We start from the raw sequence: 15,002 nt of genomic DNA on the forward strand, positions 1-15,002 counted from the left end.
ACGGGAACCCGATCGTGTCGGTGCGTGTCCGACATGGACCACTCGGGTATGAAACATGATCGACTCCGGCGGTTCACGGCGGTGGTCTTGCTCCGCGGTGTGACGGGGCTTACGTTCTCCTCCTACGCACCGTGTCTACGTGCGTAGAGGCTCTCTGACGCCGTGCCGAAGGAGCAGCTCATGACCGACGTCGTACGCGCCGCGCTCGTCCAGGCGACCTGGACCGGCGACACCGAATCCATGATCGCCAAGCATGAGGAGCACGCCCGCGAGGCGGCCCGCCAGGGCGCCAAGGTCATCGGGTTCCAGGAGGTCTTCAACGCCCCCTACTTCTGCCAGGTGCAGGATTCCGAGCACTACCGCTGGGCCGAGCCCGTCCCGGACGGGCCGACCGTCACCCGCATGCGGGAGCTGGCCCGCGAGACGGGCATGGTGATCGTCGTCCCCGTCTTCGAGGTCGAGGGCGCCGGCTTCTACTACAACACCGCGGCGGTCATCGACGCCGACGGCAGCTACCTCGGCAAGTACCGCAAGCACCACATCCCTCAGGTGAAGGGCTTCTGGGAGAAGTTCTACTTCCGCCCGGGCAACGTCGGCTGGCCGGTCTTCGACACCGCCGTCGGCAAGGTCGGCGTCTACATCTGCTACGACCGGCACTTCCCCGAGGGCTGGCGCCAACTCGGACTCAACGGAGCCCAGTTGGTCTACAACCCGTCGGCCACCCACCGAGGCCTCTCCTCCTACCTCTGGCAGCTGGAACAGCCCGCGGCCGCCGTCGCCAACGAGTACTTCGTCGCCGCCATCAACCGCGTCGGCATCGAGGAGTACGGCGACAACGACTTCTACGGCACCAGCTACTTCGTCGACCCGCGCGGGCAGTTCGTCGGCGAGGTCGCCTCCGACAAGGCCGAGGAGCTCATCGTCCGCGACCTCGACTTCCGCCTCATCGACGAGGTGCGGCAGCAGTGGGCGTTCTACCGCGACCGGCGCCCCGACGCCTACGACGGGCTGGTGCAGCCGTGAACGACCTGTACGACCGCCATCGCGCCGTGATCCCCGACTGGGTCGCGCTCTACTACCGGAACCCGATCGAGATCACCCACGGCGAGGGCCGTCACGTCTGGGACGCCGACGGCAACCGGTACCTGGACTTCTTCGGCGGCATCCTCACCACCATGACCGCCCACGCCGTGCCCGAGGTCACCAAGGCCGTCGCCGAGCAGGCCGGACGGATCATCCACTCCTCCACGCTCTACCTCAACCGTCCCATGGTGGAGCTGGCCGAGCGGATCGCCACCCTCTCCGGCATCCCCGACGCCCGCGTCTTCTTCACCACCTCCGGCACCGAGGCCAACGACACGGCCCTGCTGCTCGCCACCGCGTACCGCCGCTCCAACCAGATCCTGGCGATGCGCAACAGCTACCACGGACGCTCCTTCTCCACCGTCGGCATCACCGGCAACCGCGCCTGGTCCCCGACGAGCCTCTCCCCGCTCCAGACCCTGTACGTGCACGGCGGCGTCCGCACCCGCGGCCCCTACGCCCAGTACAGCGACGAGCGGTTCGTCGACGCCTGCGTCGCCGACCTCGAGGACCTCCTCGGTCACACCCGGGACGTCGCCGCGCTGATCGCCGAACCCATCCAGGGCGTCGGCGGCTTCACCTCCCCGCCCGACGGGCTGTACGCCGCCTTCCGCCGCGTCCTCGACCGGCACGGCATCCTCTGGATCTCCGACGAGGTCCAGACCGGCTGGGGCCGCACCGGCGAGCACTTCTGGGGCTGGCAGGCGCACGGCCAGGCGGGCCCGCCGGACATCCTCACCTTCGCCAAGGGCATCGGCAACGGCATGTCGGTCGGCGGAGTCGTCGCCCGCGCCGAGATCATGAACTGCATCGACGCCAACTCCATCTCCACGTTCGGCGGCTCGCCGGTCACCATGGCGGCGGGCATCGCCAACCTCGCGTACCTCCTCGAACACGACCTCCAGGGCAACGCCCGGCGTGTCGGCGGCCTGCTGATCGAGCGGCTGCGGGCCGTCGGCGCCGGTGTCGAGGCCGTACGGGAGGTCCGCGGGCGCGGCCTGATGATCGGCATCGAGCTCACCCGGCCCGGCACCGACGAGGCCGACCCGGCGGCGGCCGCGGCCGTCCTGGAGGCCGCCCGCGAGAACGGGCTGCTCATCGGCAAGGGCGGCGGGCACAACACCAGCTCGCTGCGGATCGCCCCGCCGCTCTCCCTCACCGTCGCCGAGGCCGAGGAGGGTGCCGCCATCCTCGAACAGGCCCTCCGTTCCCTGTAGTCCACCGCATTCAGCCAGGGGGACACCACCCGTGAGCACCCGTACCCTCATCCGCGGCGGCCTCGTCGTCACCGCCGCCGACGAGATCCACGCAGACGTCCTGATCGAGGACGGCCGGATCGCCGCGCTCGCCGCGCACGGCTCCGGCGCGGCCGCCGGCTGGACCGCCGACCGCACCATCGACGCGACCGACCGCTACGTCATCCCGGGCGGCGTCGACGCGCACACCCACATGGAGCTGCCCTTCGGCGGCACCTCCGCCTCCGACACCTTCGAGACCGGCACCCGGGCCGCCGCCTGGGGCGGCACCACCACCATCGTCGACTTCGCCGTACAGAGCGTCGGCCGCTCCCTGCGTGAGGGGCTCGATGCCTGGTACGCCAAGGCCGACGGCCAGTGCGCGATCGACTACGGCTTCCACATGATCATGTCGGACGTGAACGAGTCGACGCTCAAGGAGATGGACCGGCTCGTCCAGGAGGGCGTGAGCTCGTTCAAGCTGTTCATGGCCTATCCGGGGGTCTTCTACTCGGACGACGGCCAGATCCTGCGGGCGATGCAGCGGGCCGCCCACGACGGCGGACTGATCATGATGCACGCCGAGAACGGCATCGCGATCGACGTGCTCGTGGAGCAGGCGCTCGCCCGGGGCGAGAGCGACCCCCGCTACCACGGCGAGGTCCGCAAGGTCCTCCTGGAGGCCGAGGCCACCCACCGGGCCATCCAGCTCGCCCGGGTCGCCGGGGCGCCGCTCTACGTCGTCCACGTCTCGGCGGACGAGGCGGTACGGGAGCTGGCGGCGGCGCGCGACATGGGGCTCCCCGTCTTCGGCGAGACCTGCCCCCAGTACCTCTTCCTGTCCACCGACAACCTCGCCGAGCCGGACTTCGAGGGCGCGAAGTACGTCTGCTCGACCCCGCTGAGGCCGAAGGAGCACCAGGAGGCGCTCTGGCGCGGGCTGCGCACCAACGACCTCCAGGTGGTCTCCACCGACCACTGCCCCTTCTGCTTCACCGGACAGAAGGAGCTGGGCCGGGGCGACTTCTCCAAGATCCCCAACGGGCTGCCGGGCGTGGAGAACCGGATGGACCTGCTCCACCAGGCCGTCGTGGACGGGCACATCAGCCGCCGCCGCTGGATCGAGATCGCCTGCGCCACCCCGGCCAGGATGTTCGGCCTCTACCCGCAGAAGGGCACGATCGCCCCGGGGGCCGACGCCGACGTCGTGATCTACGACCCGCACACCGTCCAGACCCTGTCGGTGGAGACCCACCACATGAACGTCGACTACTCCGCGTACGAGGGGAAGACGGTCACCGGCCAGGTCGAGACCGTCCTCTCGCGCGGCGAAGTCGTCATCGACCAGCGGAAGTTCACCGGCCGCGCCGGGCACGGCGCCTTCACCCCGCGATCCACCTGTCAGTACCTGAACTAGCCAGTACCTGAACGAGGAGAACGACGTGGACTTCGGACTCGTCCTGCAGACCGACCCGCCCGCCTCCGAGGTCGTCGGGCTGATGCGCCGGGCGGAGCGCAACGGCTTCCGCTACGGCTGGACCTTCGACTCCGCCGTGCTCTGGCAGGAGCCCTTCGTCATCTACAGCCGCATCCTCGAACACACGACGAAGCTGCACGTCGGTCCCATGGTGACCAACCCGGGCACGCGGACCTGGGAGGTCACCGCCTCCACCTTCGCGACCCTCAACGAGATGTACGGCAACCGGACGGTGTGCGGCATCGGCCGCGGCGACTCGGCGATGCGCGTGGCGGGCCGCAAGCCCAACACGCTGGCCCGGCTCGGCGAGGCCATCGACGTCATCCGTGACCTCGCCGAGGGCCGCGAGGCGGTGGTGGACGGCAACCCGATCCGGATCCCGTGGGTGGCGGGCGGCAAGCTGCCGGTCTGGATGGCGGCGTACGGGCCGAGGGCGCTGGCCCTCGCCGGGCAGAAGGCCGACGGGTTCATCCTCCAGCTCGCGGATCCGTTCCTCACCGAGTGGATGGTCAAGGCGGTCCGCCAGGCCGCCACGGACGCCGGCCGCGACCCCGACGCGCTCACGATCTGCGTCGCCGCACCCGCCTACGTCGGGGACGACCTGGCGCACGCCCGTGAGCAGTGCAGGTGGTTCGGCGGCATGGTCGGCAACCATGTCGCGGACCTGGTGGCGAAGTACGGGGAGCACTCCGACATGGTCCCCGCGGAACTCACCGCGTACATCAAGGACCGGCACGGCTACGACTACAGCCACCACGGCCGCGCGGACAACCCGTCCACGAACTTCGTCCCCGACGAGATCGTCGACCGCTTCTGCCTCCTCGGCCCGGCCGAGGCGCATATCGAGAAGCTGCGGCGCCTGCGGGAGCTCGGTGTCGACCAGTTCGCCGTCTACGCGATGCACGACGCCAGGGAGGCGACCATCGACGCCTACGGCTCCGACGTCATCCCGGCGATGAGCGCCTGACCGCGGCGGCGCTCGGTGCCACCGGTTCAGGCGGCGCCTCGGTCGCGGGCCGCGGAGTGCGGGGCGCAGTGGAGCCGGGTGATCCAGAGCGCTCCGGCTTCGAGCTGGTTCAGGTCGAGGCCGGTCTCCCGGCTGAGGTCGGCCATGCTGATGCCGTAGTGGTGCTGCGCCATGGTGCGGGTGATCTTCGCGAACCACAGCTCCGCCTCGTGGTACGGGCGGCCCCGTAGCTGGTCCTCGAGGAGCGTGAGGTGCTCGGTGCTGCAGGCGTGCAAGGGGCGACGGCCGTCGTGGCGAGCGTCCTGGGGGTCCAGGTAGGAGGAATCGGGTGCGCGGCCCGTGTGCGGACGCGAGCCGGTCGGGCATCCGCATACCCCGCACGGGGTGTGGCGGTCGTGGGAGGTCATCGTGCACCCCCAGCATGATGAGCGAGGCGGCGGCTGCCGCTCGGGGCCGGTCGATTCCGTTGGGGCGCTCCCACCGTCATGGTGCGCCGCGTTCGAACATACGTCAAGAAATACGTGAAAAGCAGGACGTATAGCGCATGATCCACGGAGGGCGTGGGCAGAGGCATGCCATGGCAGATGGTGCTCACCAGCACCCGAGCTGGACGTTCCTCACCAACCACGCTCGGGTCCTTCTGATGCTCTCCCGCGATCCCGGCGTCCGGCTCAGAGACGTCGCGGCCGAGTGCGGGGTGACCGAGCGGACCGTGCAGGCGATCGTCGCCGATCTGGAGGCGGACGGGTACGTCACGCGCACCCGGGGCTCGGACGGCCGTCGGAACCGGTACGAGATCAACCCCAAGGCCCAGTTCCGGCACCCCGCCGAGGCGGGGTACGAGATCGCCGGCCTCCTCGCCCTGCTGGCCGCCCCCGCCGGGCAGTCGCGGGCGTGACGTCCGCCCTCCGCCCGCGTCGTCCGGCCGCGCACTGCGCCACTCGGCTCACCGCACGGCATCGCCACGTCGTGGGCGGCCGACGGGTCTGCGAGGTTGGAGGACATGACGAAGACCGCGCTGGTCGTCGTCGACATGCTCAACACGTACGAGCACGCCGACGCCGATCTTCTTCTGCCGTCCGTGACCGGGATCGTCCCCGTGGTCGTGGACCTTCTGCGGCACGCTCGCGAGCACGACGTCCCGGTGATCTACGCGAACGACAACTTCGGCCAGTGGCGGTCGCACCACGGGGAGATCCTCGACACCGCCCTCTCGGGCAGGCGCCCCGACCTCGTCGAACCGATCCGGCCCGACGAGGACTCGCTCTTCGTGGTCAAGGCCCGCCACTCGGTCTTCTACGAGACGCCCCTGGCCTACCTGCTCGGCAAGCTCGGCGTCGGCCACCTCGTCCTGTGCGGTCAGGTGACCGAGCAGTGCATCCTCTACTCGGCCCTGGACGCCCACATCCGGCACCTGTCCGTGACCGTGGCCGAGGACGCGGTCGCCCACATCCACGAGGACCTGGCGCAGGCGGCGCTGCGGATGATGGAGCGGAACATGTCGGCCCGCGTGCTGCCCGCCTCGGACATCGGCTGGTGAGCGGGCGGCCGGGACACCGTGCACGGATATGTTCCCCGGTTCGGGGAAGCCGCTGTGCTGTTGCCCCACGATCCGCCCGGCCGGGCGGCCGGACTCGCCCAGGAGGTGCCCGGTGACCAGTACCGCCCTTTCCACGAGAAGCGTGCACGAACGGCTCGTCGCGCTGCCAGGTGTCTACCGTCCCCAGGCCGACACCCGGCTGCTCGCCGACGCCCTCCGCCGCGAGAGCCTCGGGCCGGAGCATCACGTCGTGGAGATCGGGACCGGCACGGGAGCCCTCGCGCTGTGCGCGGCCGCCACCGGCGCCCAGGTCACGGCGATCGACGTCTCCCTGTCGGCCGTGATCGCGGCCCGGATCAACGCGCTGCGCCAGGGACTGTCGCTGCGCGTCCTGCACGGCGACTTCGCGGCGCGGACGAGAGGCCGCCGCTTCGACCTCGTCCTGGCCAATCCGCCGTACGTTCCGTCCCCGCACGGCCCACCGCCGTCGAGGGGGGCCGCGCGGGCCTGGGACGCGGGGCCGGACGGCCGGGAGGTCATCGACCGGATCTGCGAGCGCGCCCCTTCCCTGCTGAACCCGGGCGGGGTCCTGCTCCTCGTCCACTCGGGGATGAACGGGGCGGCGACCACCGTGCAGCGGCTGCGAGGAGCGGGGCTGCCGGCGCGGGTGACGCTGCGCACCGTGGTGCCCTGGGGTCCTGTACTGAGGTCGCGGCGCGCCTGGCTGGAGAGCCAGGGGTATGCCGGAGGTGTCGAGGACCGGGAGGAACTGGTGATCATCCGTGCGCGACGCCCCTGAGAGCCGTCCCGGTGCCGACCGTGACGTCGCCTCCGACCCGGGCACCGCGCCGGGTCCGGACCGCCGTCCTCGGCGCGTGGCGGTGGACCCCGCGGGGCCGGTGCTCGTCGAGGGCCCCGTCGAGACCGTGCTGGACGACGGCACCCCGGTCCGCTCGGACCGGTTCGCGGTCGCCGTGTGCACCTGCCGGCGCAGCCGGACCTACCCGTGGTGCGACACCAGCCACCGACCGCGCGAACGCCAGGGCCAGGGCCCGGCGCGCCGCCCGGCGGCCCCCACGCCCGGGTCCCGGACGCAGGCCCCGGAAGCCCCCGCACCGGAGCCGACGACGGAGGCCCCGGCGGTGACCGCGACCGGCAGGGGCCCCGCGGTGGCCGCGACCGGCAGGGGCCCCGCCCTCGCCCAGGCGCGGGGCGAACTGTCCGAGTCCGTACGGGAGGCCCTGCGGACGGGCTCCCCGCCCGTGTACGACCCCAGATCCCTCCTGACGGCCGACCCGTGGGGAGAGGACCTGCAACTCGCCCTCTACCTGCTGTACGAGCTGCACTATCGCGGCTTCGACGGAGTGGACGACGCCCGCGAGTGGGACCCGGACCTGCTGCGTCTGCGGCAGGGCCTGGAGACCCGGTTCCTGCACGCCCTGCGCGCGGGAGTACCGGCCGGCCGGCGGTCGGTCGAGGAGGTGTTCGCACCCCTGCTGGTCGAGCCGGTCGACCAGAGCGACAGCGTCAGCCGCCACCTGGAGACCGACGGCCGGCTGGAGCAGCTGCGGGAGTACGCGGCGCTGCGCTCGCTCTACCACCTCAAGGAGGCCGATCCGCACGCGTGGGTCATCCCGCGGCTGACCGGGCGCGCCAAGGCCGGCATGGTGGCGATCGAGTACGACGAGTTCGGCGCCGGACGCGCCGCGGACATCCACGCCCGGCTCTTCGCCGACCTCATGGAGGACCTGGGCCTGGACCCGGCCTACGGCAGGTACCTCGACCACGCGCCCGCACCGCTGCTGGCCACCGTCAACCTCATGTCCCTGTTCGGCCTGCACCGGGCCCTGCGAGGGGCGCTGGTCGGGCACTTCGGCTACGTCGAGGTCACCTCCTCGCCCGGTTCGAGGCGCCTCGCCCGGGCGATGCGCCGCTGTGGGGCCGGCCCTGCCGCCGAGCGCTTCTACGCCGAGCACGTCGAGGCCGACGCCGTCCACGAGCAGGTCGTGCGGCGCGAGGTAATCGGCGGACTGCTGGCCGCCGAGCCCGAGTTGGAGGACGACGTCGTCTTCGGCTGCGCCGCGACGATCCTGCTGGAGGACCGGCTGGCCGACCACCTGCGGGAGTCGTGGGCCCGGGGAGTCTCCGCGCTGCGGCTGCCGCTGTCCGGGGAGAGCTGACCGTGACCGGCCTGGACGGACTCACCGACCTGCTCGACTACCCCATGTACGTGGTGACGACCACGGCGCCGGACGGGGAGCGGGCCGGATGCCTCGTCGGGTTCGCCTCGCAATGCTCCATCGACCCGCCCCGCTTCGTCGTCTGGCTGTCGCGGGAGAACCACACCTACCAGGTGGCCTGTCGCGGCGGACACCTGGCGGTCCACGTCCTCAGCCCCGAACAGCGGGCGACGGCACGGCTGTTCGGTGAGGAGACCGGTGACCTCGTCGACAAGTTCGCCCGTGCCTCCTCGGTGTCCGCCTGCGCCGGTGCTCCCGTCCTCACCGATGCCCTCGCCTGGTTCGTCGGCCGGGTGGAAGCGCGTCTGGACGGCGGCGACCATGTCGGCTTCCTCCTCGCCCCGGTCGCCGAGAGCCCGCCCGGGCACCCCTGGGCGGGCCGCCTGCTCCGGCTGAGCGACGTCACGGACTTCTCTCCCGGTCATCCGGCCTGAGCGCCAACTACCCCGGAACGCAGCCGTTCTCCGTGCCACCGGCCCATAGGGCGGCCGGTGGCATCGCTGTTATCGTCGAGGCCCGCAGGCCCTCCGCCTGCCGAACCCCCCGCGCCCCGCACGGCCTCGTTCCGTCCCCGAACGAAGGGTTCCGCCGCTCATGACCGCAACCGCCCCCTCCGGAAGACCCGCGATCTCCGACGGCCGCGTCGAACTACCACCCGGCACCGCCCCCGCCGACCCCCGGTTCGTCAACGACGACCTGCTGCCCGTCCCCGTCGAGCGGCGCCGCTGGACCACGTACAACTTCGCCGCCCTCTGGGTCGGCATGGCCCACAACATCCCCTCCTGGCTGCTCGCCTCCGGACTCGTCGCGCTCGGCATGGACTGGAAGCAGGCCGTCCTCACGATCGCCCTGGCCAATGTCATCGTGCTGCTGCCGATGCTCCTGACCGGGCACGCGGGACCCAAGTACGGCATCCCCTTCCCCGTCCTCGCCCGCGCCTCCTTCGGGCTGCGCGGCGCCAACCTGCCCGCCCTCATCCGCGCCGGCGTCGCCTGCGCCTGGTTCGGCATCCAGACCTGGATCGGCGGACAGGGCATCTTCATCCTGCTCGACAAGGTCTTCGGCGGCTGGTCCGAGGCGGCGCAGGTGGGCGGCCAGCCATGGACGCTCTGGCTCTGTTTCGTCCTCTTCTGGATCCTCGAACTCGCCATCATCTACCGGGGGATGGAGGCGCTGCGCCGCTTCGAGAACTGGGCCGCGCCGTTCGTCATCGTCGGCGCGCTCGTGCTGCTGGTCTGGATCGCCGTCAAGGCGGGCGGCTTCGGACCCCTGCTCGACCAGCCCTCGAAGCTGGGCTGGGGCGCCGACTTCTGGCCGGTGTTCTTCCCCTCCCTCATGGGCATGATCGCCTTCTGGTCGACGCTCTCCCTGAACATCCCCGACTTCACGCGGTTCGGGTCCGGGCAGCGGGCGCAGGTCTGGGGACAGACCCTGGGGCTGCCGACGACGATGACGCTCTTCGCGCTGCTCTCCGTCCTCGTCACCTCCGGCTCGCAGGCGGTGTACGGCGCGCCCGTCTGGGACCCGGTCGCGCTCGCCGCGAAGACGGACAACGTCTTCGGGCTGCTCTTCGCCCTGGTGACCGTGCTCGTCGCCACCCTCTCGGTGAACATCGCGGCGAACGTGGTCTCACCCGCGTACGACCTCGCCAACCTCGCGCCGAAGGTCGTCGACTTCCGCAGAGGCGCGCTGATCACCGGGGTCGTCGGCGTTCTGATCATGCCGTGGAAGCTGACCGAGACCCCCGAGCTGTACATCTTCACCTGGCTCGGCCTGGTCGGCGGACTGCTCGGCACGGTGGCCGGCATCCTCATCGCCGACTACTGGATCGTCCGCCGGACCGTCCTCGACCTGCCCGGCCTGTACCGGCCGGACGGCCCGTACTGGTACCGGGGCGGCTGGAACCCGGCCGCCGTCCTGGCCTTCCTCGTCGGCGGGGTGCTGGCGGTCGGCGGCTCGCACTCCGCGCCCGGCAAGGGGCCTTTCCCGGAGAACGGTCTCATCCCCTTCCTGAAGCCCCTCGCCGACTACGGCTGGGCCGTGGGCCTCGCCGCCTCCATGCTGTTCTACACCCTGCTCACGGCAGGGCGCCGGAAGGGTGACGACAGGGCGTAACGGGCCAAAGGGTACCCAGTGGGGAAACAGAGGGTTAAGGGACGGTCTCCCGGAATGTCAGAGCGCCGTGCTTAGCTGGACGCATGATCGATGACTTCCTTGACCACGTCCTCGCCGGCGGTACGACCGAGGTGGAGGAGGCGGTCCGCAAGGCGGCCGCGGCCGAGATCACGCCGCGCTTCCGGCAGCTGGCCGCGCACGAGATAGTCGAGAAGAACGGACCGCACGACCTGGTGACGGTCGCCGACCGGGCGGCGGAGGAGCACCTGACCGCGTCCCTGACCGCGCTGCTGCCCGGCTCCGTCGTCGTCGGCGAGGAGTCCGTCCACGCCGACCCCGCGGTCTACGAGGCGCTCCAGGGCGACGCCCCGGTGTGGATCGTCGACCCCGTGGACGGCACCCGCCAGTTCGTGCGCGGCGAGCCCGGGTTCTGCAGCCTCGTCGCGCTCGCGCTCCGGGGCGAGATCCTCGCCTCCTGGACGTACGCGCCCGTCCTGGACGAGATGGCGACAGCGGTGCGCGGTCGCGGCGCCACGCTCAACGGGCGGCCGATACGGTCCGGATCGCCGGCGCCCGGCGCGGTCCTCGCGGTCGCCACCTCCCACCCCGACTACACCACCGAGGACCAGAAGCGCGCCCTGCTCGGCCTGGACGTGGAGGGTGTCGCCCCCCGCCCGTGCGGCTCGGCCGGACTCGAGTACCTGGCCGTGGCCCGGGGCGACCTCGATGCCACCGCCTTCAGTTGGGAGTACGCCTGGGACCACGCGGCCGGTCTGCTCCTGGTCACCGAGGCCGGCGGCGCGCACACGACGCTCGCGGGCGAGCCGTTCCGCGTCACCGGGGGCAACGCCCTGCCGTTCACCGCGGCGCGGGACCGGGCCACCGCCGACCGGATCCGGACACTGCTGCGGGGGCGGTGAGGGGTTGAGAGGCCCAGGAATATCCTGGGAGCCTTGGCCATCGGCAGACGAAGGAGTCCGAAGGTGCCGTCGATGCTCGATGCCGTCGTCGTGGGGGCGGGACCCAACGGGCTGACCGCTGCCGTGGAGCTGGCCCGACGGGGCTTCTCCGTCGCCGTGTTCGAAGCCCGGTCCACCGTGGGCGGCGGTGCCAGGACCGAGGAGCTGACCCTCCCCGGCTTCCGCCACGACCCATGTTCCGCCGTGCACCCGCTCGGGATCGGCTCTCCCGTCTTCAGGACGATGCCGCTCGACCGGTACGGCCTCGAATGGCTGCACCCCCGCCTTCCCATGGCCCACCCCTGGGACGACGGCACGGCCGCCGTGCTCTCCCGGTCGGTCGCCGAGACCGCCGCCTCGTTCGGGCCGCGCGACGCCGGGACCTACCGCCGCCTCGTCGCCCCGTACCTCGGCAAGTGGGACACCCTGACACGGGACTTCATGTCCCTGCCGCTCACCGCCCTGCCCCGGGATCCCGTCACGCTCGCCCGGTTCGGCATCGACGGGCTGCGGCCGGCCACCTGGCTCATGCGCCGCTTCCGGGACGAGAAGGCGCGCGCCCTGTTCGCCGGTCTCGTCGCCCATGTCATCGCCCCGCTGGGCGGGTTCGCCACCTCGGCGGTCGGTCTGGTGTTCGCGCTGGCCGCGCACGAGAGCGGCTGGCCCATGCCCCGCGGCGGCTCGCAGTCCATCTCGGACGCCCTCACCGCGTATCTCAAGGAGCTGGGCGGCGCGGTCCACACCGACTACGAGGTCAAGCGTCTCGACGACCTGCCGCCGGCCCGCGCGTACGTCTTCGACACCTCGCCCACCGCCCTCGCCCGGATCGCCGGTTTCGGCGGCTACTACGACCACTACCGGTACGGCGCGGGCGTGTTCAAGATCGACTACGCCCTCGACGGGCCCGTGCCCTGGACGGCCGAGGCCCCTCGCCGGGCCGGCACCGTCCAGATCGGGGCCCGTATGGAGGAGATCGGCGCCGCGCTCGACCAGGCCTCCTCCGGTACGGCGCCCCGCGCGCCGTTCCTGATCACCGCGCAGCCCAGCCTCGTCGACCCGGGCCGCGCCCCCGAGGGCAAGCACGTCTTCTGGGCGTACGGCCATGTGCCGAACGGCTGGGAGGGCGACCTCACCGAGGCGATCGAGCGTCAGATCGAGCGCTTCGCCCCCGGCTTCCGCGACCGGGTGCTCGCGCGCGCCACCGCCGGGCCGCCCGAACTCGCCGCCCGCAACGCCAACTACGTGGGCGGGGACATCGCCTGTGGCGCGGCCCGCGGCCTCCAGCTGCTGCTGCGCCCGAAGCTCTCCCTCTTCCCGTACGCCACGCCGCATCCCGCCGTCTTCCTCTGCTCCTCCGCCACCCCGCCGGGGCCGGGCGTGCACGGTATGTCCGGCCACAACGCGGCCAAGGCGGTCTGGCGCCGCCTGCGCGCCACGGCGCGATGATGGCCGTATGAGTACGGAACCGGACCTCGTCCTCGTCCGTGGCGACATCACCGAGCAGCGGGTCGACGCGATCGTCAACGCGGCGAACTCCTCCCTCCTCGGCGGAGGGGGCGTCGACGGCGCGATCCACCGCCGGGGCGGCCCCGCCGTCCTGGAGGAGTGCCGCAAGCTCCGCGCGGGCCACTACGGCCGCGGGCTGCCCACCGGCCGGGCCGTCGCCACGACCGCGGGCCGGCTCGACGCACAGTGGGTGATCCACACCGTGGGCCCGGTCTGGTCCCGCGAGGAGGACCGCTCGGAGCAGCTGGCCTCCTGCTACCGCGAGTCGCTCCGGGTGGCCGACGAACAGGGCGCGCGTACCGTCGCCTTCCCCGCCATCTCCACGGGGATCTACGGCTGGCCGATCGACGACGGCGCCCGCATCGCGATCGGGACGGTGCGCGCCACCGCCACCGCGGTGGAGGAGGTGCGGTTCGTCCTCTTCGACGCGACGGCGTACGCGGCCTTCGAGTCCGCCCTCGGCTGATCCTCGGAACCTCGACGGGCCGGGTGGCGTTGTCAGGAGGAGGCGCGGGACTCGCGCGGACCAGCGAACGGGCAGCCGAGGTGGCACGCATGGCGATGTGGGACCGGATCAAGGAGCAGGCCAAGGGGCTGCAGCAGCAGTCGCAGGGAGCGCGGAGCCCCGGTGGCCACGGGCGGCCGGGCGCGGGGGCCGGCGGGGGATCGAAGGCTCAGCTCGTGGGCATGCTCAAGTCCCAGCTCACCTCCCTCAAGACGGAGCTCAAGAGCGGCGCCTACCGGGACGCCAGCATGGCCATGTGCGCCCTGGTCGCGGCGGCCGACGGGTCGGTCGACCCGGCCGAACGGCAGCATGTGGAGTCACTGATCCTGGAGAACGACGTCCTGCGGAACTTCCCGCCGGACCAGCTGCGCCAGCGGTTCAACAAGCACGTCGACCAGTTGACGGTCAACTTCCCGCAGGGCAAGGCCGAGGCCATGCAGGAGATCGCCAAGGCGGCGAAGAAGCCGACGGAGGCCAGGGCGGTCGTGCAGACCGGCTTCGTCGTCGCCGGCGCGGACGGCTATATCGCCCCGGCGGAGGAGCAGGTCCTGCGGGAGGCGTGCGCGGCGCTCGGCGTCTCCCCGCAGGAGTTCGGCCTCTGACCCAAGCCTCTGACCCAGGCCTCTGACCCAGGAGTCCGACCCAGGAGTCCGAGCGGGCCGACCGGACGCCGGACGTGCCGCCCCCGTCGGCCCTCACCTCAGCGGGCCGCCGGGGCGCGGATAGATCTTGGACTGTTTCACACTGCCGAAGGCGAAGCTGGACTCGATCGACGCGATGCCCGGAATGGCGTGGATCCGGTTGCGCACCAGGGCTTCGTACGCCTCCAGGCTCTCGATCACGACCCTGAGCAGGTAGTCGCTGCTGCCCGCCATCAGATAGCAGTCCTGGATGTGCTCGATGAGACCGACGTGCTCCTCGAAGACCCGGACGGCGTCGGCGGTGTGCCGTTCCAGCCGGATCCGTACGAAGACGGTGATCGGCAGGCCGAACGAGACCTGGTCCACCATCGCCGTGTAGCCACGGATCAGGCCGGCCTCCTCCAGGCGGCGCACCCGGCGCAGGCACGGCGACGGGGAGAGCCTGATCCGGTCGGCGAGGTCCTGGTTGGACAGCCGGCCGTCCTGCTGCAACTCGTGGATGATCCGGAAGTCCACGGCGTCCACGGTCGTTCCTCCGTCATCCTTGGCAGATTCTGCCCCCACGCTATGGCTGGAGGGCAGAACTAGCAATCGGCTGCCCCGCCCGAAGCCCTAGCGTTGCGTGCAGCAGTGTGGGCGAGCGGGAGGACTCTTCGGTGGGCGGGATACGGACGGCGGGGGCACCACCGGCAGAGGCGCCACCAGCGAAGACACCGGCGTCGCCGACAGCGCTC

General features: G+C 71.6%; 16 protein-coding genes and 1 pseudogene. 15 read left to right on the forward strand and 2 right to left on the reverse strand.

Annotation, left to right across the window (positions count from 1 at the left end; all coding sequences use genetic code 11):
* The first annotated feature begins 180 nt into the window (after positions 1 to 180).
* From M5362_RS08070 to M5362_RS08085, 4 genes are read left to right on the forward strand one after another with little or no spacing between them, the layout of a single operon-like run.
* Positions 181 to 1,023 carry a nitrilase-related carbon-nitrogen hydrolase gene (locus tag M5362_RS08070; protein WP_260226680.1) on the forward strand — a complete coding sequence of 281 codons (843 nt, stop codon included), beginning with the start codon at positions 181 to 183 and terminating at the stop codon, positions 1,021 to 1,023.
* Positions 1,020 to 2,300, forward strand: coding sequence for an aspartate aminotransferase family protein (locus tag M5362_RS08075; RefSeq protein WP_260226681.1), 1,281 nt, complete (start codon positions 1,020 to 1,022; stop codon positions 2,298 to 2,300). Before M5362_RS08070 ends, M5362_RS08075 begins: the two co-directional genes overlap by 4 nt.
* Before the next feature lie 31 nt (positions 2,301 to 2,331).
* Entirely contained in the window at positions 2,332 to 3,735 is a 1,404-nt protein-coding gene (gene hydA / locus M5362_RS08080; protein ID WP_260226682.1) for a dihydropyrimidinase, read from the forward strand.
* Positions 3,736 to 3,760: 25 nt separating this feature from the next.
* Positions 3,761 to 4,762, forward strand: coding sequence for a TIGR03842 family LLM class F420-dependent oxidoreductase (locus M5362_RS08085; RefSeq protein ID WP_260226683.1), 1,002 nt, complete (start codon positions 3,761 to 3,763; stop codon positions 4,760 to 4,762).
* 26 nt (positions 4,763 to 4,788) lie between these two features.
* Here the strand turns inward: M5362_RS08085 and M5362_RS08090 are convergent, their stop codons facing one another.
* Positions 4,789 to 5,037: a hypothetical protein gene (locus M5362_RS08090; protein ID WP_260226684.1), complete on the reverse strand. Its 249-nt coding sequence runs from the start codon at positions 5,035 to 5,037 to the stop codon at positions 4,789 to 4,791.
* Positions 5,038 to 5,339: 302 nt separating this feature from the next.
* Here M5362_RS08090 and M5362_RS08095 point away from each other — a divergent pair, with 302 nt between their 5' ends.
* From M5362_RS08095 to M5362_RS08145, 11 genes and pseudogenes are all read left to right on the forward strand, one after another.
* Positions 5,340 to 5,660 (forward strand): helix-turn-helix domain-containing protein, encoded by a 321-nt coding sequence (locus M5362_RS08095; RefSeq protein WP_260226685.1) that lies wholly within the window; start codon positions 5,340 to 5,342, stop codon positions 5,658 to 5,660.
* A gap of 105 nt (positions 5,661 to 5,765) precedes the next feature.
* The gene (locus M5362_RS08100) at positions 5,766 to 6,302 is read left to right on the forward strand and encodes an isochorismatase family cysteine hydrolase (protein WP_260226686.1); all 537 of its coding nucleotides are present in this window, start codon (positions 5,766 to 5,768) and stop codon (positions 6,300 to 6,302) included.
* Positions 6,303 to 6,414: 112 nt separating this feature from the next.
* Positions 6,415 to 7,101 (forward strand): HemK2/MTQ2 family protein methyltransferase, encoded by a 687-nt coding sequence (locus M5362_RS08105; RefSeq protein WP_260226687.1) that lies wholly within the window; start codon positions 6,415 to 6,417, stop codon positions 7,099 to 7,101.
* Between the two features lie 100 nt (positions 7,102 to 7,201).
* Positions 7,202 to 7,318, forward strand: a pseudogene (locus M5362_RS08110) (CDGSH iron-sulfur domain-containing protein); the annotation flags it as partial.
* 126 nt (positions 7,319 to 7,444) lie between these two features.
* Positions 7,445 to 8,482: an iron-containing redox enzyme family protein gene (locus M5362_RS08115; RefSeq protein WP_374214438.1), complete on the forward strand. Its 1,038-nt coding sequence runs from the start codon at positions 7,445 to 7,447 to the stop codon at positions 8,480 to 8,482.
* A gap of 2 nt (positions 8,483 to 8,484) precedes the next feature.
* Entirely contained in the window at positions 8,485 to 8,976 is a 492-nt protein-coding gene (locus M5362_RS08120) for a flavin reductase family protein (protein WP_260226688.1), read from the forward strand.
* Between the two features lie 160 nt (positions 8,977 to 9,136).
* Positions 9,137 to 10,657, forward strand: a complete 1,521-nt coding sequence (locus M5362_RS08125) for an NCS1 family nucleobase:cation symporter-1 (protein WP_260226689.1) — start codon at positions 9,137 to 9,139, stop codon at positions 10,655 to 10,657.
* A gap of 83 nt (positions 10,658 to 10,740) precedes the next feature.
* Positions 10,741 to 11,577 (forward strand): inositol monophosphatase family protein, encoded by an 837-nt coding sequence (locus M5362_RS08130; protein ID WP_260226690.1) that lies wholly within the window; start codon positions 10,741 to 10,743, stop codon positions 11,575 to 11,577.
* A gap of 72 nt (positions 11,578 to 11,649) precedes the next feature.
* A complete protein-coding gene (locus tag M5362_RS08135; protein ID WP_260226691.1) occupies positions 11,650 to 13,062 on the forward strand; it encodes an NAD(P)/FAD-dependent oxidoreductase in 1,413 nt (470 codons plus the stop codon).
* Positions 13,063 to 13,069: 7 nt separating this feature from the next.
* The gene (locus M5362_RS08140; protein ID WP_260226692.1) at positions 13,070 to 13,588 is read left to right on the forward strand and encodes an O-acetyl-ADP-ribose deacetylase; all 519 of its coding nucleotides are present in this window, start codon (positions 13,070 to 13,072) and stop codon (positions 13,586 to 13,588) included.
* Between the two features lie 89 nt (positions 13,589 to 13,677).
* Positions 13,678 to 14,229: a tellurite resistance TerB family protein gene (locus M5362_RS08145; RefSeq protein WP_260226693.1), complete on the forward strand. Its 552-nt coding sequence runs from the start codon at positions 13,678 to 13,680 to the stop codon at positions 14,227 to 14,229.
* Positions 14,230 to 14,322: 93 nt separating this feature from the next.
* Here M5362_RS08145 and M5362_RS08150 read toward each other — a convergent pair whose 3' ends face one another.
* Positions 14,323 to 14,793, reverse strand: coding sequence for an Lrp/AsnC family transcriptional regulator (locus M5362_RS08150; RefSeq protein ID WP_260226694.1), 471 nt, complete (start codon positions 14,791 to 14,793; stop codon positions 14,323 to 14,325).
* Between the last annotated feature and the right edge of the window lie 209 nt (positions 14,794 to 15,002).

The sequence above is a fragment of the Streptomyces sp. Je 1-79 genome, from assembly GCF_025195125.1.
Lineage (GTDB): Bacteria > Actinomycetota > Actinomycetes > Streptomycetales > Streptomycetaceae > Streptomyces.

Coding starts and splice junctions, on each gene's coding strand:
- M5362_RS08070 (WP_260226680.1), top strand. CDS start 181: ATGACCGACGTCGTACGCGCCGCGCTCGTCCAGGCGACCTGGACCGGC.
- M5362_RS08095 (WP_260226685.1), top strand. CDS start 5,340: ATGGCAGATGGTGCTCACCAGCACCCGAGCTGGACGTTCCTCACCAAC.
- M5362_RS08100 (WP_260226686.1), top strand. CDS start 5,766: ATGACGAAGACCGCGCTGGTCGTCGTCGACATGCTCAACACGTACGAG.
- M5362_RS08125 (WP_260226689.1), top strand. CDS start 9,137: ATGACCGCAACCGCCCCCTCCGGAAGACCCGCGATCTCCGACGGCCGC.
- M5362_RS08130 (WP_260226690.1), top strand. CDS start 10,741: ATGATCGATGACTTCCTTGACCACGTCCTCGCCGGCGGTACGACCGAG.
- M5362_RS08135 (WP_260226691.1), top strand. CDS start 11,650: ATGCTCGATGCCGTCGTCGTGGGGGCGGGACCCAACGGGCTGACCGCT.
- M5362_RS08140 (WP_260226692.1), top strand. CDS start 13,070: ATGAGTACGGAACCGGACCTCGTCCTCGTCCGTGGCGACATCACCGAG.
- M5362_RS08145 (WP_260226693.1), top strand. CDS start 13,678: ATGGCGATGTGGGACCGGATCAAGGAGCAGGCCAAGGGGCTGCAGCAG.